13 protein-coding genes are annotated in these 18,170 nt (G+C 45.7%); 6 read left to right on the top strand and 7 right to left on the bottom strand.

Annotation, left to right across the window (positions count from 1 at the left end; all coding sequences use genetic code 11):
• Nucleotides 1-277: 277 nt before the first annotated feature.
• The gene (locus ACDC99_RS08450) at nt 278-1,108 is read right to left on the bottom strand and encodes a hypothetical protein (protein ID WP_370756564.1); all 831 of its coding nucleotides are present in this window, start codon (nt 1,106-1,108) and stop codon (nt 278-280) included.
• On the opposite strand from ACDC99_RS08450, the gene ACDC99_RS08445 reads away from it, so the two are divergent.
• Nucleotides 1,101-2,069: an IS982 family transposase gene (locus tag ACDC99_RS08445; protein ID WP_370756563.1), complete on the top strand. Its 969-nt coding sequence runs from the start codon at nt 1,101-1,103 to the stop codon at nt 2,067-2,069. The genes ACDC99_RS08450 and ACDC99_RS08445 overlap by 8 nt on opposite strands.
• Nucleotides 2,070-2,096: 27 nt before the next feature.
• On the opposite strand, the gene ACDC99_RS08440 is transcribed toward ACDC99_RS08445, so the two are convergent.
• The 6 genes from ACDC99_RS08440 to ACDC99_RS08415 form a co-directional block, all read right to left on the bottom strand.
• Complete coding sequence (locus ACDC99_RS08440; protein WP_370756562.1) at nt 2,097-2,414, bottom strand: hypothetical protein; 318 nt, start codon at nt 2,412-2,414, stop codon at nt 2,097-2,099.
• A 178-nt stretch (nt 2,415-2,592) separates the two neighbouring features.
• Nucleotides 2,593-3,882, bottom strand: coding sequence for an IS1380-like element IS612 family transposase (locus tag ACDC99_RS08435; protein ID WP_005814044.1), 1,290 nt, complete (start codon nt 3,880-3,882; stop codon nt 2,593-2,595).
• A gap of 131 nt (nt 3,883-4,013) precedes the next feature.
• Nucleotides 4,014-6,122: a tetratricopeptide repeat protein gene (locus tag ACDC99_RS08430; RefSeq protein WP_370756561.1), complete on the bottom strand. Its 2,109-nt coding sequence runs from the start codon at nt 6,120-6,122 to the stop codon at nt 4,014-4,016.
• 20 nt (nt 6,123-6,142) lie between these two features.
• A complete protein-coding gene (locus ACDC99_RS08425; protein ID WP_370756560.1) occupies nt 6,143-6,853 on the bottom strand; it encodes a hypothetical protein in 711 nt (236 codons plus the stop codon).
• A 12-nt stretch (nt 6,854-6,865) separates the two neighbouring features.
• The gene (locus tag ACDC99_RS08420) at nt 6,866-7,087 is read right to left on the bottom strand and encodes a DUF6140 family protein (RefSeq protein ID WP_044071781.1); all 222 of its coding nucleotides are present in this window, start codon (nt 7,085-7,087) and stop codon (nt 6,866-6,868) included.
• 409 nt (nt 7,088-7,496) lie between these two features.
• Entirely contained in the window at nt 7,497-7,850 is a 354-nt protein-coding gene (locus tag ACDC99_RS08415; protein ID WP_370756559.1) for a hypothetical protein, read from the bottom strand.
• Nucleotides 7,851-11,162: 3,312 nt separating this feature from the next.
• Between ACDC99_RS08415 and lptB the strand changes: the two genes are divergently transcribed.
• The 5 genes from lptB (at nt 11,163) to recQ (ending at nt 18,157) form a co-directional block, all read left to right on the top strand.
• Nucleotides 11,163-11,978, top strand: coding sequence for an LPS export ABC transporter ATP-binding protein (gene lptB / locus ACDC99_RS08410; RefSeq protein ID WP_370756558.1), 816 nt, complete (start codon nt 11,163-11,165; stop codon nt 11,976-11,978).
• Between the two features lie 484 nt (nt 11,979-12,462).
• Nucleotides 12,463-13,821, top strand: a complete 1,359-nt coding sequence (gene tig, locus ACDC99_RS08405; RefSeq protein ID WP_278840588.1) for a trigger factor — start codon at nt 12,463-12,465, stop codon at nt 13,819-13,821.
• A gap of 117 nt (nt 13,822-13,938) precedes the next feature.
• The gene (gene clpP, locus ACDC99_RS08400) at nt 13,939-14,604 is read left to right on the top strand and encodes an ATP-dependent Clp endopeptidase proteolytic subunit ClpP (protein ID WP_022316690.1); all 666 of its coding nucleotides are present in this window, start codon (nt 13,939-13,941) and stop codon (nt 14,602-14,604) included.
• A gap of 17 nt (nt 14,605-14,621) precedes the next feature.
• Nucleotides 14,622-15,872, top strand: coding sequence for an ATP-dependent Clp protease ATP-binding subunit ClpX (gene clpX / locus ACDC99_RS08395; RefSeq protein ID WP_044075215.1), 1,251 nt, complete (start codon nt 14,622-14,624; stop codon nt 15,870-15,872).
• Nucleotides 15,873-15,979: 107 nt separating this feature from the next.
• On the top strand, nt 15,980-18,157 hold the full coding sequence (gene recQ / locus ACDC99_RS08390; RefSeq protein ID WP_370756557.1) for a DNA helicase RecQ: 2,178 nt from the start codon (nt 15,980-15,982) through the stop codon (nt 18,155-18,157).
• Nucleotides 18,158-18,170 lie beyond the last annotated feature (13 nt).

The following is an 18,170-nucleotide window of genomic DNA, read 5'->3' as shown; positions in this document are numbered from 1 at the left end:
TGCTCACACATCTCTTGTGTGCACCAGTGATTGATGCCAACAACCAAAGTCCCTCCTTCTCTCCATTCCTCGGTTATCCGCGGATTGAAAAGATACTTCGTCTTTTTATGCCCTCTCCCCATACATCTCTTTAGCAATGTATTATAGAAGCTCGATGACTGACTGTCTATATATTTCTTTGCCTGTTCACCCACCTGTGGTTTATTTGACTTATACGACGTGAGGTCGATGAAATATAAGTGACCTGTTTTTATTTCATAAAGAAAACTCTGGGTGGTTATCCTCTGATTTCAGCATCTAAGCAACAGGAATCTCTCCCTATCAAATCTATTATCGCATTAATGTGTTCTTTCATGTATTTTTTGTGTTCTGGTCTATCTGTGAAAATAAAAACTTTTTCATCTAACTCATAAGAAGAACATGTTAGGGGATAACTTTTACCGTATCTTTTATATTCTCCCCATTTTATAGAATATGATTTTTTCTTTTTAAGTTGAGGAAAAGCCTGATAGATTGGAGTTTCATATCCCTTCTTTACAGAGTCTCCAACTACAAAAATAACTATTTGGGGAGACAAAATCTCTATTTCCTTTTTAAGGATTAAAGGAAGAAAGTCTACCTGCTCTTGCCAAAGTTCTTCTGTCGGATTTCCGCCAGAACAAAACACCAATTTTGTTATATTGCTCCATGCTATATACTCATACCAATTGTCTTCATAAAAATTATTAGATATAAGTTTACATAATTGAAAAAATGCTCTCTTGCTCGAATCCTTTTCCATAATTGACATGTCATAAATTTTACGATTGTCTTCTATCCCATTTGGGCAAGAGCGATCCCAACCATTACATGATCTGCCATAAAAGATAATACCAGAATTTGGTTCTTGAGGAAACTTGTTGCCTACTTGCATTTCATAAGTAGATATAGATTCTCCTTCATGAGAAGAACTCCAACGATCTTCGCACAATTCTAAATTCTGATATATTTCTTTAAGTTCACTTCTTAATTTTATTATTTTTGTCATGTTGGTATAATCTGCTTTATTGTTCATTAAACCCGTTGGCGGAATTAATTTAAGTTGATAAATATGAGTAAAAATGTACATATCGCTGATTTTTAGTAACTTAGTGGTGTCCAAAACATTAAGTTCAAACTATCGTATGTACAACCTTTATACAAAATTCGTCAAAATATTTGAGATATGCAAGCAATTCTCTGAAAATCTCGTCAATGAATCTGGTAATGTTCCACGCCGTGGTCCTGTTCCCAAGTTTTCGGATTTGGAAGTGGTGGCGCTATCCCTGACAGCAGAGACCGAGAGCATTGATAGTGAGAAGTGGTTGTTCGACTATAAATTGCAAGAGTACAAGGACAGCATTCCCAATCTCATATCAAGGAGACAGTTCAATGACCGCAGGAAGAAAACGTCAGGCCTGTGTGAGGAACTGCGCAAGAGGATTGCCATGGAAATGGATGGCGGAGAGGAACAGTTCTTTGTTGACTCCAAGCCGATAGAGGTTTGTTGGGTTGCAAGAGGAAAACGTTGCAAGATGGGGCGTACCGGAAATTTCTCGCAAGCTCCCGACTTCGGCTTCTGTGCTTCGCAGAATACGTATTATTTTGGTTATAAGTTACACGCTCTCTGTGGGTTAAGTGGAGTTATCCATTCCTATGATCTGTCAAAGGCAAGTGTAGCTGACCTCCATTATATGAAGGATGTAAAACATACTTATCACGACTGTAGCATCTATGGTGACAAAGGGTATATTGGAGCTGACGTACAGCTTGACTTGTTCGAAACCGCACACATAAGACTGGAGTGTCCGTATCGGCTCAACCAAAAGGACTGGAAACCGACATTCATCCCGTTTGCAAAGGCAAGAAAGAGGATTGAGACAATATTCTCTCAACTTACAGACCAGTTCCTGGTCATCAGGAACTACGCAAAAATAACGAATGGTTTGTTTGCCAGAATCATTGGCAAAATTAGTGCACTTACCATTCTGCAATACGTAAACTTCATTAACGACAAGCCCATTGGCAGAATTAAGTATGCACTAAATTAATTCCGCCAACAGGTTGGAGTATAATTATTACGATTTACATTTTATTTCTTCTAACTCTTTTGCTCGTTCTTCAGAAAGACCCAATGACTTGATTTCTCTATCCAGTAAACGACGTACGCTATTTGGAATAATACCGTTCTCTATCACCTCATCCAGGATTTCCATATATTCTTGTTCTTCTTTTGTAAAAGAAGTTTGCGAAGCTTTGACCATAGATTCAATTTCTTGGGCACGAGCTTCTGTCAATCCTAATCTTTGGCGCTTGCGGTCCAAAAATCTGCGCATATGTTCATCTATCTCATTACCATCTTCTATGCAGAGCTCAACTTCACTCTTGTATGCCAACTCTTCTTCCTAAAATCCGCAACTATCATCCAATACACGATTAAGGGTAGATTTATGAGTCGTTAGTAGCAGCTTTCAGTAAAAAGCAACAGCACAACATCAATATGTAGCCACCATCCCCTTACCCCACGATGCGACTTGAGGTAATACGCAGATTCAAACCGGAAAGAAAGGATTCTTATCCGAATTCTGTTTTGAAGGGTTTTGCATAAGCTCGGTTCTCTGTGTAGATATTCAGCACGTATTGCCTTGCAGTCATGATCCACTTGGCAGGTACGGAGATGAATCTGAAGACAAAAGCCTTTATGCGACTCGTTTTCTTGAGCCCAAAAGCCTTGGTGTCAAGCCTGCTCATGATGGTCTTGTAGAAATTGTGTATCAATGCAGTAAGCAGAAGAAAGACAGTATTCTCCGCCATGAATGACTTGGGGAGCCTGCTCCAACCGAATCCGTTGTTCATGTCGTCAAAGATACGTTCCTTGCCGCCACGCAGATTGTAGAATTCAACAATGTCCCTTGTCGATGACTTGTAATCGTTGGTCAGAATACAACGGTAAGTGTATTCGCCTTCCCACAGGTCAAGGTCGCCACTGTTGCGTCTTTGTCTCTGGATGACAAGACGATAGCACTTGCCTTCCCATTTCTCAACGAGAATGGAATTGAGTTCGAACTGGATGCCGTTAATCTCCTCCGTCTTCCATCCTCTCAGAGCAAAGATGTCATTGTAGAGCGAACTGCATCGGTTGGCACGGATGTAGAAATGTTTGCAATGCTTCTCTATCTCACTGACGATTTCCTTCGAGCAGGAACCGCAGTCTGCCCTGAAGCGATTTACACGGATGTTCTGGGATTCCAGAAGAGCGAAGAATCTCTTATGGGTGTCTGCCTGATGAAAACGCACATTCGTGTTACCATCGCTGTTCTCGATATAGACTATCTTGTCACCGATAACATATACGCCAGGCCTGTAGCCGAGGAACTTTTTGTAGGTCGGTTTTGCATCATACTTCTCCGTTTCAAGGAACTGATGGTCAAAGTCAACATCGTATTCCTCAATTTCCTTCAACTCGCCTGTAGAAACCAAAGCGTTTATAAGCAATGTGTTGAGTTTGTCTGCAGTATTGAAATCATAGGTCTTGCCTTGGTCGGAAGTATAGGAGATGTTTTCCTGTGTCAGTTCCTTGATGGCTCTGAGGATGGTATCAGAGCTGCATGTACGAAGGGTAGGATGATACGAGAGATGGCGCATCAGTTGTGACGTTACATCTTCCACGCATGAGCCGCCACAGAAATAAACGCTCATCAGCGAACGGACTATCTCGCTGAACTGATATCCGAAGATACTGCTGCATCTCTGACCCAGTGTTGAGTCGATAACGGGTGAAAGCATGGAGTCAAATTTCTCCATGATTGAAAAAATTCCTCCAAAAGGTGTGAGTTTCTCAGATTTAATTTGTATTTTTGCCATGTCATATTAGAGTTTTGCTTGTTTTCTTTTTGCAACACTAAGATAAGTGAAAATTCTGACATGGCAAAATCCTGGGCAACTTTTTGTTGCTCAGGAACTTATAAATAAAGTTAAATTATAGTGTTGCGGAATTAAGGTTCTTCAGAAAGATCGTCTGTATTCTGTATCATAGAAGCAGACAAAGAGTCCTTTACAATCGTTTCTAATTCTACGGCACGGGCTTCCGACAATCCGCTTTTTTGTCGCTTACGTTCCAGAAACTTACGAGAATGTTCATTTATTTCATTGTCATCTTCTAAACAGAATCTGACTTCTTCCATATATTCCTCTTCTTCTGGCAAATATTCATTCTGTAAAGAAATGTTGGGATGTGCATTGTCTTCAAAATCCTGCAAAGGTTTGAATTGCATATCTATTTCCCACTCCATCTCTTCTGTTTTACTGAATGTCTTATCTTCTTTTTTGTCATATGAGCCACTTGCCTTTTTAAACAAAAACTCAACAGATCCCTTTAAAGACAACAACTCACTATTTGTAACATTTGTAGTTTCTGTAGAAGATACTCGTTCAATGTATGACAGTATATTACCTGTTAAGCGTTGCTTTACCAAAGTTTGCCACGTAGGGTCTGAGTCCAACCAAACTAAGTTCTTTGGACAAAATGGTTTCTCCATAGGAGAATAGCGTTGCACAAGTTCTACACCATCTTTAGTTGAAGACGTTTCAGCTTTATTCAGAACTTTATTGCCGCTTAATCCTATATTTAGATTTTTTATGCCAAGGTTCACGGATATGTCTTTTGCCGAATCATATGTGTTCGATATATCCCTTCCTTTAATTCTTTTGAATTTTATCTCCACTGCGCCAAGACATTGTGCTAGATAACACAACTCACGGACCTTCTCCATGAATAATTGCTCTGTCGCGTTTTCAAACGGAATGTATGTACCCGGCTTTAGGGGATGACCAATATATAGTGTGTTTGGTTGAGGATGCCCTACAGGAAAGTTGATGTAGCTTGGTATTCTGTTCACAGGAAATACCCATTTAACATGGTCTGCGGAATCCTGGCAGCCAGAAATATGCTTGTCATTGTTCACTGTGAAAATAAACTTTCGTTCATTGTAATCAATGTCCAAGAAAAGCCTTTCGTCTTGCATCAAGTTTTCCATCAGTTGCCCATACTGTTCCTTAGCCTCTTTCTTTAAATCGAAATCGGTAGATTCCATTGCTGCAATAAAACAGTTGCATGCGACACGTGTATTATCGATTTCTTGTTCTATTAATCCTTTTTCTTTGTAGAGTGAGAATCTGTCAGAATCTTTATCATCACACAAGGCTAAAGCTTCGTCATATGCTTCAATGGCATCTCGCATATAAGAGCTTTTATTAATTGTGTCATTTTCTCCTTTTTCGTGAAGAATACGTGCAAGATAGGTGTAAGACAGACATTGCTGATCTGCATCTGAAGCGAAATTTGATATTGCTTGTTTAGCCAACTCTTCAGCTTCGTCATACTGTCCTTCTTCAATATAGTCGTTTAGCGAATCAAATACCGTTTTTGTTTCAGTATGACCTGCCGCTATCGCCATTTGAGTTAGAGCAGAAGCCAACCGTTGCGCATCGCAAATTAAACTTTGTGATTCTTCTGCATCTTTAAAGAAAGCTCCGACAGGAAGTCTGAAATACTCGTTTTCGTAATTCCATATAAAGATAGACATCTCGCGATATTCCACTTTGTTGATGTCGTTGAACTCGATATAATATTTGCTATCTGGCGAATCATTATCTGGAATACAAACGATTTGTTTGTCTGTTATGACCAGACCTTGGTTTTTACTGCCCCAGAAAGAGGTATCTCGTACCCATAGGATTTGTTCATCTAGCCCTAGGTCAAAATTTCTTCTTATAGAACTTTTTATCGTGTCAGAAATGTCAAGCAGCAAACAATCGGTTCCGTTGGCACGATATTTCATGCCTCTGGCTGTGTCTGTTAAGATGGAAACCACTGATGCTGGTTTGGACTTATCTGTGGTAGTTTTTTTCTGTTCTATATCAGGCACAATCGTACCTTCTTGCACGGCATTGATGATTTTTCTGACACGACTCATTTCTATGCCGTATCTCGCACGCAGTTCACCAAGCCTTTGCCATTCTGCATCGGGGATGTCGTTCCCGTATTTATTATAAGCTTTGTAAAACGCCTTTGAATAAGCTTCTTCCGAAAGTGATAATTTCATAATGCCTAATTATATTGTTTTCACAATTGTTGATTTGTCTTGTCTTGCTGGATTAGATATTTTGCATATCTCAACTGCTTGTTCTTATGTCTGATTATGGCAATAGTTTCCCATATCATGATGATTAAGCCTATTCCCCAAAGAATTATGGTAAGGAAACCTATAGTATACCAAAATATGACTTTCCATTTGTTTATATCACCAGGGTCATCAACAGGGATCAAGTCTTTGTTCTCTGCATCTACCATACCTTGTTTTGCATTCACTGGCTGCAATGACTTTTCCTTAATTTGAAGCTCGGAATTCTTTGCCGATGTCTCAACATTTGCGGTTGTTGTTTCTTCAGCTGGTTTATTGTCAACTACGGTTGTGACAATTGTTTCCTTTTTCTGAATCTTAGATTCATTCTTGATGGACGTACTGTGAATTTCTGAAGCCTCCATTACGTTTCTTGACTCAGAAAGATTCTCTTTGTTTTCAGCAACAGCTACGGTGTTTGCTTTTTCTTCTGTTTTTTCAACTGTAGCCGAAATGCATGCTCCTGCTTTGTCAGAATTGGCCTGATTCTTCACCAATTCAAATATTTCTTGAGAACGTTTAAAACTTATTCCCAACTCTTTTTCAATGACACTCAAATGCATTAAGTCTGCATCTGGTATGTTCTCTCCATATTTATTATAGAGGACTACTATTTTATCATAGTATTGCTTTTCATTTCCTTTAATGTTCATAATATTCCTTATTTAGTCCAACTTCTTAAATTCAAAATCATTCTGGTTGCAGCATGCTTTTTTGTAGTCAAAGGCGTAGATGCGCATGTAGACTTCTTGGAGCTCTTTGGCGCCATTGTAGAATGGGGTGGTGGTGTGCTGCTGAGTGGTTACCGTCACTACCATATCGGGGGTTAGTACGGTGCCGTTGGAACGTTTGATGCGCTTCGGCCTTACTTGAAAAACTTTACTCATAGGCTGTAAGTTTTAAGTTGTTTGACGTATCGATGTTGTGGGACAAGGTACGATATGTATGTATCTTATGCAAAGATAATCAGATGCCTTGACCCGTACAAGTTCATAATGGTTCATAGAGGTGGGGGGAAGAAAGGCGTAGACTCCTTCTCTCGATATTCCCTTGTAAGTTAGGCTCTGGTAAAACCCGTAGAAAAGAGGATATGAAAGAGGAGCCTACACCATATCATGGTGCAGACTCGCTCAAACAAATTCCAGTTCTTTTCTACTTCAGTTCAAATTTACCAGATTTAAACTTACAGAACCGTCACGGTGCACACAAGTTATATTGGTACACCCTTATTTGCTTGCTCGCGTCCACAAGATTTCTTGCGTCATTTCCGGGGCTGCCAGCTTCAGGATTTTGTGCCTAACGCTGTTGCTGCCCTTCCATTTGCAAATGTAGTAAAAGTTTCGGATAATCCTCATCTTTCCATTGAAAAATCTTGGTCGGCTCCTCTTTTTCTGGTTTCCGGTACTCTTGTCGCTGCGTGATGGGTCTCATTTTGTCACTGATGTAGTCGAAGCCATTGACTATCGTATTGGTAGGGGAGGGGATGTGGGCTATGATGCCGGCAACGGTCTTGTGGTAGTGGGAGTACATGATGTCGGCTCGTGGCCATCCTTTGTCATGTCCGATTTCGAAGTAGCATACGCTTGTGATTGCTGTCATGATAAAGAGACAGAAGAGTTTTATCACTTTGGTGAGTATCTTGCGTAACATGGGTTTTATTGTCATGGTGGTGCTGTTTGATGTCGCGACGGCAAAGGTATAGGTTATGGGTGCCAAAAGATGACATAGCTGGAGGAAAAATGATGGGCGGATAGAAATAATATTGATTTGCTGTGACAGATATGAGTAAAAGATGCACATATACGCTGATTTTCAGTAAAAACAGGAATTTTTCAAAAACTGTCAGATTGTCTGGTTTTTCGCCGTAATATCCTGATAAGCAGGTAGTTGACTGTCTGGCAATTGTCAGGCTATTGTCTGGATGGTTGGCTGATGAAAGGAAAAGCGTAAGGCAGCAAGTAGTTATAGAATATTACATTGAACTGCCGAATGACCGTTTGGTGTTAGCTTATTGGGCAGACGTCCGACAGCAAATCTGCCCATCCGGGGTAAGCAGCGTGCCCACTTTGGGTAAGCACGTTGCCCAACATGGGCAAGCACGTTGCCCCACTTGGGCATGGTAGCTGCACGGATGTTGCCCATTTGTCCCCGATATGGCAAACTCCGTTTGGGCTTAAGCAGAATCCAGCTTGTCCACTTGTTTGAGACGAACCAAGACCATCTGTCCCTCCCCTTCGGGGGAGGTTAGGTAGGGGCTGATGACAATTGGCAGAGTAACTTGTTCCTTCCCTTGGGGAAGGTCAGGATGGGTTGTCCTTCGGGGGAGGCTAGATGGGGGCTGATGTCGATATGCAGAGTAACAACAACACCGATACCGCCAAAAAAGGAAGTGCCCAAGCACTTGCAAATCCTGCTAAATCCATAACAAAATCCAAACATCACAAACGAAATATCATCAAAAAATGAATCCGTGAAAAGACTAATCCGTGTACCTCTGTGCTATCCGTGTTTCATTTTTTGATTTGTGGCCCTGCCGAAGGCCAGGGACACAACGGCAACACGGAAAATTATATCTGTGACAATATAGTGTCCATACGCCTTCGGCGATGGACAAAAATTTAAACACGGATTTCACGGAGAACACGGATTTTGCTTTTTCACTGATTTTTTTAGTTGGTAAATGTTTTTTGGATTTCTATCAGGATTTTTGTGGATTTGCGAGTGCTTGGGCACTCCCTTTTCTTTGCTGACTTCAGTCCCTCTCGTTCTCAAACCTATCCTGACCTTCTCAAAGGGAAGGAATAAGTTACTCTACTTTGTCAAAGACTTCTTCAGCCAATCACTTTAGCCCCCTCTCGTTCTCCCCCGAAGGGGAGATGCAGGTTACTCTGGTTCTGTCAAAGACAGGTTGATGCTGGTTGCTCTTGTTGTTGATAAATCACTGACAATCAGGCGGCTACAAGCCAACAACAATATAGCCAATGGTATCTGTCCCTCCCCTTCGGGGGAGGTTAGGTGGGGGCTGATGACAATTGTCAGAGTAACTTGTTCCTTCCCTTGGGGAAGGTCAGGATGGGTTATCCTTCGGGGGAGGTTAGGTGGGGGCTGATGTCGATATGCAGAGTAACAACAACACCGATACCGCCAAAAAAGGAAGTGCCCAAGCACTTGCAAATCCTGCTAAATCCATAACAAAATCCAAACATCACAAACGAAATATCATCAAAAAATGAATCCGTGAAAAGACTAATCCGTGTACCTCTGTGCTATCCGTGTTTCATTTTTTGATTTGTGGCCCTGCCGAAAGCCAGGGACACAACGGCAACACGGAAAATTATATTTGTGATAATATAGTGTCCATATGCCTTCGGCGTGGACAAAAATTTAAACACGGATTTCACGGAGAACACGGATTTGACTTTTTCACTGATTTTTTTAGTTGGTAAATGTTTTTTGGATTTCTATCAGGATTTTTGTGGATTTGCGAGTGCTTGGGCACTCCCTTTTCTTTGCTGACTTCAGTCCCTCTCGTTCTCAAACCTATCCTGACCTTCTCAAAGGGAAGGAATAAGTTACTCTACTTTGTCAAAGACTTCTTCAGCCAATTAGTTCAGTCAATCACTTCAGCCCCCTCTCGTTCTCCCCCGAAGGGGAGATGCAGGTTACTCTGGTTCTGTCAAAGACAGGTTGATGCTGGTTGCTCTTGTTGTTGATAAATCACTGACAATCATGCGGCTACAAGCCAACAACAATATAGCCAATGGTATCTGTCCCTCCCCTTCGGGGGAGGTTAGGTGGGGGCTGATGACAATTGGCAGAGTAACTTGTCCCTTCCCTTGGGGAAGGTCAGGATGGGTTATCCTTCGGGGGAGGTTAGGTGGGGGCTGATGTCGATATGCAGAGTAACAACAACACCGATACCGCCAAAAAAGGAAGTGCCCAAGCACTTGCAAATCCTGCTAAATCCATAACAAAATCCAAACATCACAAACGAAATATCATCAAAAAATGAATCCGTGAAAAGACTAATCCGTGTACCTCTGTGCTATCCGTGTTTCATTTTTTGATTTGTGGCCCTGCCGAAAGCCAGGGACACAACGGCAACACGGAAAATTATATTTGTGATAATATAGTGTCCATATGCCTTCGGCGTGGACAAAAATTTAAACACGGATTTCACGGAGAACACGGATTTGACTTTTTCACTGATTTTTTTAGTTGGTAAATGTTTTTTGGATTTCTATCAGGATTTTTGTGGATTTGCGAGTGCTTGGGCACTCCCTTTTCTTTGCTGACTTCAGTCCCTCTCGTTCTCAAACCTATCCTGACCTTCTCAAAGGGAAGGAATAAGTTACTCTACTTTGTCAAAGACTTCTTCAGCCAATTAGTTCAGTCAATCACTTCAGCCCCCTCTCGTTCTCCCCCGAAGGGGAGATGCAGGTTACTCTGGTTCTGTCAAAGACTGGTTGATGCAGGTTACTCTGGTTCTGTCAAAGACAGGTTGATGCTGGTTGCTCTTGTTGTTGATAAATCACTGACAATCATGCGGCTACAAGCCAACAACAATATAGCCAATGGTATCTGTCCCTCCCCTTCGGGGGAGGTTAGGTGGGGGCTGATGACAATTGGCAGAGTAACTTGTTCCTTCCCTTGGGGAAGGTCAGGATGGGTTGTCCTTCGGGGGAGGCTAGATGGGGGCTGATGTCGATATGCAGAGTAAAGTAACAAAACCGATATCCGAGAGTCACGGATTAGTCAGCACTCCTTAAAAGTCAAATTCCATTTAAGCCCTAATGATTGATAGGGGTTAAAAAGAATTAAGATGGAGAGGAAATGTGGGTGGGAGAGGCTCTCTTTGTAAATTATTGGGTATATTTGCAGTTCGTATTGTGGCGGACGGCGAGTGAAGACACGAGTCCGGGCGCTGCTGACGGAAAGACATAACGATATTCAAACTATATAATGAGCGACAGCGAGAATATAAAGAAGGAGAACAAGAGCGGGGGAATGGTGCTGCGCACCGAAGGCCTCGTGAAGCAGTATGGCAAGCGCACGGTGGTCAACGACGTGTCGATAAGCGTGAGGCAGGGCGAGATCGTGGGACTGCTCGGTCCGAACGGTGCCGGCAAGACCACCTCATTCTATATGACCACCGGACTCATTGTGCCCAATGCCGGTCATATCTATCTCGACGACAAGGACATCACCACCTATCCCGTGTATAAAAGAGCACGTGCCGGTGTGGGCTATCTGCCCCAGGAGGCGAGCGTGTTCAGGAAACTCAGCGTGGAAGACAATATCATGGCGGTGCTCGAGATGACCGACCTTACCCGCAAGGAGCAGCTCGCCAAACTGGAGACGCTGATAGACGAGTTCGACCTGCATAAGGTGCGCAAGAACCTCGGCGACCGTCTCTCGGGAGGAGAGCGTCGCCGCACGGAGATAGCCCGCTGTCTCGCGATCGACCCAAAGTTCATCATGCTCGACGAACCGTTTGCCGGCGTTGACCCGATCGCTGTGGAAGACATCCAGCATGTGGTGTGGCAGTTGAAATACCGTAACATCGGTATTCTCATCACCGACCACAATGTGCAGGAGACGCTCACCATCACCGACCGTGCCTATCTGCTCTTCGAGGGCAGGATCCTCTTCAAGGGCAGTCCGGAGGAACTTGCCGCCAACGACATCGTTAGGGAGAAATATCTCGGTGTGGATTTCGAACTTCGTCAGAAGAACTTCCAGGAGGTGGACGAGAGAAAGAGAGCGAGAAGGGAGTAAGTCCTGTGTTTGTTAAAAATTCCAAAACTTTAGGTCTTTACACCTTTTATAATTAATTTTGCAAGCCATTAGTGTGCGTGCCCCTCTTGTATCGACAGGTTGTGGGCCATACATTATTATATATATGGAATCCATAAACCCATCCTAACCTGGAACCCATCCTAACCTTCCCAAAGGGAAGGAACTGGATACCGGGCGAATGGACGAGACCCATCCTAACCTTCCCAAAGGGAAGGAACTGGTGCCGGGTGAATGGAAGAGACCCATCCTAACCTTCCCAAAGGGAAGGAACTGGATACCGGGCGAATGGACGAGAAACCCATCCTAACCTTCATAAGGGACTGGTGCCGGACGAAGGGACGAGGCGAATGGGGCGAGGGCAATGAGAGGCTGCTGACAGGCGGCAGGTCGCTGGTGACCTTCGGTATATAAAGCGATAGAGACAGAGAAAAATAATAATCATATAAAATACGAATAACGAAAAATGAAGATTTCTTTTGAGAATCCAGATAAGGTGAACGGACTGTTGACCTTGACAGTGGAGACTGCAGATTTCCAGGACAGAGTTGAGAAGACACTGAAAGACCTTCGCAAGAAGGCTCAGCTGCCAGGTTTCCGTCCGGGACAGGTGCCAATGGGCATGATAAAGAGACAGTACGGCGAGGGCGTTAAGGCTGAGGAGATCAACAAGATCATCGGCGAGGAGCTCTATAAGTATGTAAACGAGAACAAGATCAAGATGCTCGGCGAGCCAATGGCAAACGAGGGTCAGGAGCCTGTAGACCTGGAGAAGGACGCTCCATACGTGTTCAAGTTTGATATCGCCGTGGCTCCAGAGTTCAAGGTGGAACTCACCGACAAGGATACTCTCGACTACTACACAATCAAGGTTGACGACGACCTCGTGAACCGTCAGATCGATATGTTCGCTTCTCGTGCCGGCCACTACGACAAGGCAGAGGAGTATCAGGCAAACGATATGCTCAAGGGTGACATCCGCGAGCTCGACGAGAACGGCAACACCAAGGAAGGCGGCATCACCGTAGAGGGCGCAGTCCTCATGCCGGATTATATCAAGGTGGAAGACCAGAAGAAGCTCTTCGAGGGCTGCAAGCTCGGCGACATCATCACCTTCAACCCTAAGAAGGCATACCCGGAGAGCGACGTTGAGGTTTCTTCACTGCTCAAGATGAAGAAGGAAGAGGTGGCAGACCTCACATCAGACTTCAGCTTCCAGGTGACAGAGATTTCCCGCTTCGTAAAGGCAGAGGTGAACCAGGAGCTCTTCGACACCGTTTACGGCAAGGATGAGGTGAAGGACGAGAAGGCATTCCGCGAGAAGATCGCAGAGGGTCTGAAGGAGCAGCTCGCCAACGACGGCGACTTCAAGTTCCTCGTTGACCTGCGCAAGTATCTCGAGGAGAAGGTAGGCAAGCTGGAGTATCCGGACGCACTGCTCAAGCGCTTCATGCTCGCCCAGAACAAGGATAAGGGCGAGAAGTTCGTTGAGGACAACTACGAGCAGAGCATCAAGGAGCTGACATGGCACCTGGTTCGCGAGCAGCTCGTTGAGGCAAACGGCATCAAGATTGACGACGCCGACCTGAAGGAGACAGCCAAGGAGGCAGCCCGCGCTCAGTTTGCTCAGTATGGTATGACAAACGTTCCTGAGGAGTATCTAGAGAACTATGCCAACGACATGCTGAAGAAGAAGGAGTTCGTAGACTCACTCGTTGACCGCAGCATCGACCGCAAGCTCGTTGCAACACTCAAGAATGTAGTGAAGCTCACTCAGAAGGAGGCAACTCTCGACGAGTTCAACGAGATGATGAAGGGCGAATAATAGATTTTGATTAAAAAAATCTCTGATATATATTAGAGGTTATCTACTTTTTTATTATCTTTGTATAAGAAAAGGTGGATAACCTCTTTTTTTTATATCAGAACACATAAGAAATATATGAATAACGATTTTAGAAAATACGCTACCGGGCACCTCGGAATGAGTGGTATGGTGCTCGACGATGTGATGAAGACACAGGCTCAATACATGAACCCCTACATCCTGGAGGAGCGCCAGCTCAACGTTACCCAGATGGACGTTTTCTCACGCCTCATGATGGACCGCATCATCTTCCTCGGCACTGAGGTGAACGACTACACCGCCAACACACTGCAGGCACAGCTTCTGTATCTTGATTCCGTAGACTCAGGCAAGGACATCTCAATCTATATCAACAGTCCCGGCGGAAGCGTGACGGCAGGTCTCGGCATCTACGACACCATGCAGTTCATCTCCAGCGATGTTGCCACCATCTGCACCGGTATGGCAGCGTCGATGGCGGCAGTGCTCCTCGTTTCGGGAACCGAAGGCAAGCGTTCCGCTCTGCCCCACAGCCGCGTGATGATACACCAGCCGCTGGGTGGAGTGCAGGGACAGGCATCCGACATCGAGATTGAGGCAAAGGAAATCATGAAGTTCAAGAAAGAACTCTACACTATAATCGCCAACCATTCACACACACCATACGACAAGGTGTGGAACGACTCCGACCGCAACTACTGGATGACGGCAGAAGAGGCCCGTGAATATGGAATGATTGACACGGTGCTTACAAGAAAATAAAAAGGTAGGGAGAAGATATGGCTGAAAGAAAAAAGAAGGTGTGTTCCTTCTGCGGCAGAGGGGAGCACGATGTGAAGCTCCTTATCTCGGGTATGAACGGCTACATCTGCGACCATTGCGTGGCCCAGGCATTCGACATTCTCAAGGCGAACCATCTGCTGGACGACGACGGCGAGGATAAGCACGATTTCAGTTCCTGGGATTCCGTGGAAGTTCCAAAGCCCCATGAGATAAAAGACTACCTCGACCAGTATGTCATCGGACAGGACGAGGCGAAGCGCTATCTCTCCGTGGCTGTATACAACCACTATAAGCGAATCAAGCAGGCACCCACCGACGACGGCGTGGAGATAGAGAAGAGCAACATCATCATGGTGGGAAGCACCGGTACCGGAAAGACCCTTCTTGCCCGCACCATAGCCAAGCTGCTCGATGTACCGTTCACCATCGTCGATGCCACGGTGTTCACCGAGGCAGGCTATGTGGGCGAAGACGTGGAGAGCATCCTCAGCCGGTTGCTGCAGGTGGCAGACTACAATGTGGAACTGGCAGAGCGGGGCATCGTGTTTATCGACGAAGTGGACAAGATAGCCCGCAAGAGCGACAACCCTTCGATTACCCGCGACGTCAGCGGCGAGGGAGTGCAGCAGAGTCTGCTGAAGCTCCTCGAGGGTTCGATGGTCAACGTTCCGCCAAAGGGAGGCCGCAAGCATCCCGACCAGGACTATGTGCATATCGACACGAAGAACATCCTCTTCATCTGTGGCGGTGCGTTCGACGGCATAGAGCGCAAGATAGCCCAGCGACTGAACACACACGTGGTGGGATACAACTCCGTGCAGAATGTGAAGAAGATAGACAAGAAGGACATGATGAAGTATATCCTTCCGCAAGACCTCAAGTCGTTCGGACTGATACCAGAGATTATCGGCCGTCTGCCGGTGCTCACATATCTCAACCCTCTCGACAAGGAAGCCCTGCGCTCCATTCTCGTGGAGCCAAAGAACTCCATCGTGAAGCAATACAAGAAGCTCTTCGAGATAGACGGCATAAAGCTGGAATTCGAAGACGGCGTGTTCGACTTTATCGTTGACAAGGCAATGGAATACAAACTCGGTGCACGCGGACTCCGTTCTATTGTGGAGAGCGTGATGATGGATGCCATGTTCGACGTGCCGTCGGAGAACGTGAAGGAATTCACGGTCACTCTCGACTACGCCAAGTCACAGCTCGACAAGGCGCATCTGCAGAAACTCGAGACAGACTAAAGGAACTATTCATAAAACACACGATGCCAACGGCAGGTGCGGACCACGGATGTCTGCATGCTGCCGCCGGCATTGGAATGAGACATAATAAGGAAACAGCTTGTTATATGACTAATGATGTTAATCTTACTGAAAAACTGAAGCACTATTTCGGTTTCAACAGCTTCAAGGGAGAACAGGAGGAGATAATCCGCAACCTGCTCGCCGGCAACGACACTTTCGTGCTCATGCCTACGGGAGGCGGCAAGTCGCTTTGCTACCAACTGCCCTCTCTCTTGATGGAAGGTACGGCAATTGTCGTGTCGCCGCTCATAGCGCTGATGAAAAACCAGGTGGACGTGATAAACGGCATGAGCGAAGAGACGGGAGTGGCACATTATCTGAACTCCTCTCTCAACAAGGCTGCCATCGACCAAGTGAAGAAAGACATACGATCCGGACTGACCAAGCTGCTGTATGTGGCTCCCGAGTCGCTGACCAAGGAGGAGTATGTGGAATTCCTGAAGTCGGTGAAGATTTCGTTTTATGCCATCGACGAGGCACACTGTATTTCGGAATGGGGCCACGACTTCCGTCCGGAATACCGACGCATCAGACCCATCATCGGTCAGATAGGCAATGCCCCCGTGATAGCCCTCACGGCAACGGCGACCGACAAGGTGCGCACGGATATCAAGAAGAGCCTCGGCATCACCCAGGCCAAAGAGTTCAAGAGCTCCTTCAACCGTCCGAACCTATATTATGAGGTGAGGCAGAAGACAAAGGACGTTGACCGCGACATCGTGAAGTTCATACGCCAGAACAGCGGCAAGAGCGGTATCATATACTGTCTGTCGCGCAAGAAGGTGGAAGAGCTTGCCGCCGTGCTCCAGGCGAACAATATCAAGGCGGCCGCCTATCATGCAGGATTCGACGCTGCCACACGGTCGAAGACGCAAGACGATTTCCTTATGGAGAAGATCGACGTTATCGTAGCCACCATAGCCTTCGGCATGGGAATAGACAAGCCCGACGTGCGCTTCGTGATACACTACGACATACCGAAGAGCCTCGAAGGCTACTATCAGGAGACGGGTAGGGCAGGACGCGATGGCGGAGAAGGCAAGTGTATAGCATTCTATTCACGCAAGGACCTTCACAAACTGGAGAAATTCATGGAGGGCAAACCCGTGGCGGAGCAGGACATCGGCAGACAACTGCTGCAGGAGACAGCGGCGTATGCCGAATCGTCAGTATGCCGACGCAAGATGCTGCTCCACTATTTCGGTGAGGATTATCCCAAGGACAACTGCGGCAACTGCGACAACTGTCTGCATCCCAAGGTGAAGATAGATGCCACGAAAGAGACGGTGATAGTGCTCAGGGCGGTGAAGGCATTGAAGGAGGATTTCCGTTCCGACTACGTGATAGACTTCGTGAAGGGCCGCGACACCGACGACATAAAAGACCACAAGCATGACCTGCTGCCGGAGTTCGGAGAGGGCGAAGACTGCGACATAAAGATCTGGAACCCCGTAATCCGGCAGTCTATCATCGCCGGTTTCCTCAAGAAAGACGTGGAGAACTATGGAGTGCTGAAGATTACTAAGGGCGGACTCGATTTCATCAAGAACCCGTACACCTTCATGGTGGTGAAAGACGCTGAGTTCAGCGAAGACGACGACGATGAGGTGGGCGAGAGACAGACGGCGGCGCTCGATCCGGAACTCTTTGCCATGCTCCAGGACCTGAGAAAAGACACGAGCCGCAAGCTTGGCATCCCGCCATACGTGATATTCCAGGACGTTTCGCTCGAGCAGATGGCTACGGTATATCCGATATCTCTCGAAGAACTGGTGAATATCCCAGGCGTCGGTGTGGGCAAGGCACACCGCTACGGCAAGGAATTCATTGCCCTGATAAAGCGCCATTGCGAGGAGAACGACATCGAGAGACCTGAGGACTTGAGAATACGCACCGTGCCGAAGAAGTCTATGCTGAAGGTGAAGATAATACAGAGCATCGACCGCAAGATGCCGCTCGACGACATTGCAGATGCACAGAACATCGACTTTGAGGACCTTCTCACTGAGATTGAGGCAATCGTATACAGTGGAACGAAGCTCAATATCGACTACTTCCTTGAGGATGTGATGGACGATGACCATATCGACGACATATACGAATATTTCCGCGAGAGCGAGACCGACGACCTGGAAGTGGCAATGGACGAACTCGGCGAGGACTATACCGAGGATGAGGTGAGACTCGTCAGGATAAAGTTCTTCTCTGAGTTGGCGAACTAAGTGGAAGACAATC

The organism is Prevotella pectinovora, from assembly GCF_041323955.1.
In the GTDB taxonomy this organism is placed as follows: domain Bacteria; phylum Bacteroidota; class Bacteroidia; order Bacteroidales; family Bacteroidaceae; genus Prevotella; species Prevotella pectinovora.
Note: the sequence above shows the minus strand (reverse complement) of the source record. Positions and strands in the feature narration are given on the sequence as shown.

What these genes read in the sequence shown, in the direction of transcription:
- ACDC99_RS08450 (WP_370756564.1), bottom strand. Translation starts at nt 1,108, where the DNA reads ATGTACATTTTTACTCATATTTATCAACTTAAATTAATTCCGCCAACG.
- tig (WP_278840588.1), top strand. Translation starts at nt 12,463, where the DNA reads ATGAAGATTTCTTTTGAGAATCCAGATAAGGTGAACGGACTGTTGACC.
- clpX (WP_044075215.1), top strand. Translation starts at nt 14,622, where the DNA reads ATGGCTGAAAGAAAAAAGAAGGTGTGTTCCTTCTGCGGCAGAGGGGAG.
- recQ (WP_370756557.1), top strand. Translation starts at nt 15,980, where the DNA reads ATGACTAATGATGTTAATCTTACTGAAAAACTGAAGCACTATTTCGGT.
- ACDC99_RS08430 (WP_370756561.1), bottom strand. Translation starts at nt 6,122, where the DNA reads ATGAAATTATCACTTTCGGAAGAAGCTTATTCAAAGGCGTTTTACAAA.
- ACDC99_RS08420 (WP_044071781.1), bottom strand. Translation starts at nt 7,087, where the DNA reads ATGAGTAAAGTTTTTCAAGTAAGGCCGAAGCGCATCAAACGTTCCAAC.
- lptB (WP_370756558.1), top strand. Translation starts at nt 11,163, where the DNA reads ATGAGCGACAGCGAGAATATAAAGAAGGAGAACAAGAGCGGGGGAATG.
- ACDC99_RS08435 (WP_005814044.1), bottom strand. Translation starts at nt 3,882, where the DNA reads ATGGCAAAAATACAAATTAAATCTGAGAAACTCACACCTTTTGGAGGA.
- clpP (WP_022316690.1), top strand. Translation starts at nt 13,939, where the DNA reads ATGAATAACGATTTTAGAAAATACGCTACCGGGCACCTCGGAATGAGT.
- ACDC99_RS08445 (WP_370756563.1), top strand. Translation starts at nt 1,101, where the DNA reads ATGTACATATCGCTGATTTTTAGTAACTTAGTGGTGTCCAAAACATTA.
- ACDC99_RS08425 (WP_370756560.1), bottom strand. Translation starts at nt 6,853, where the DNA reads ATGAACATTAAAGGAAATGAAAAGCAATACTATGATAAAATAGTAGTC.
- ACDC99_RS08415 (WP_370756559.1), bottom strand. Translation starts at nt 7,850, where the DNA reads ATGTTACGCAAGATACTCACCAAAGTGATAAAACTCTTCTGTCTCTTT.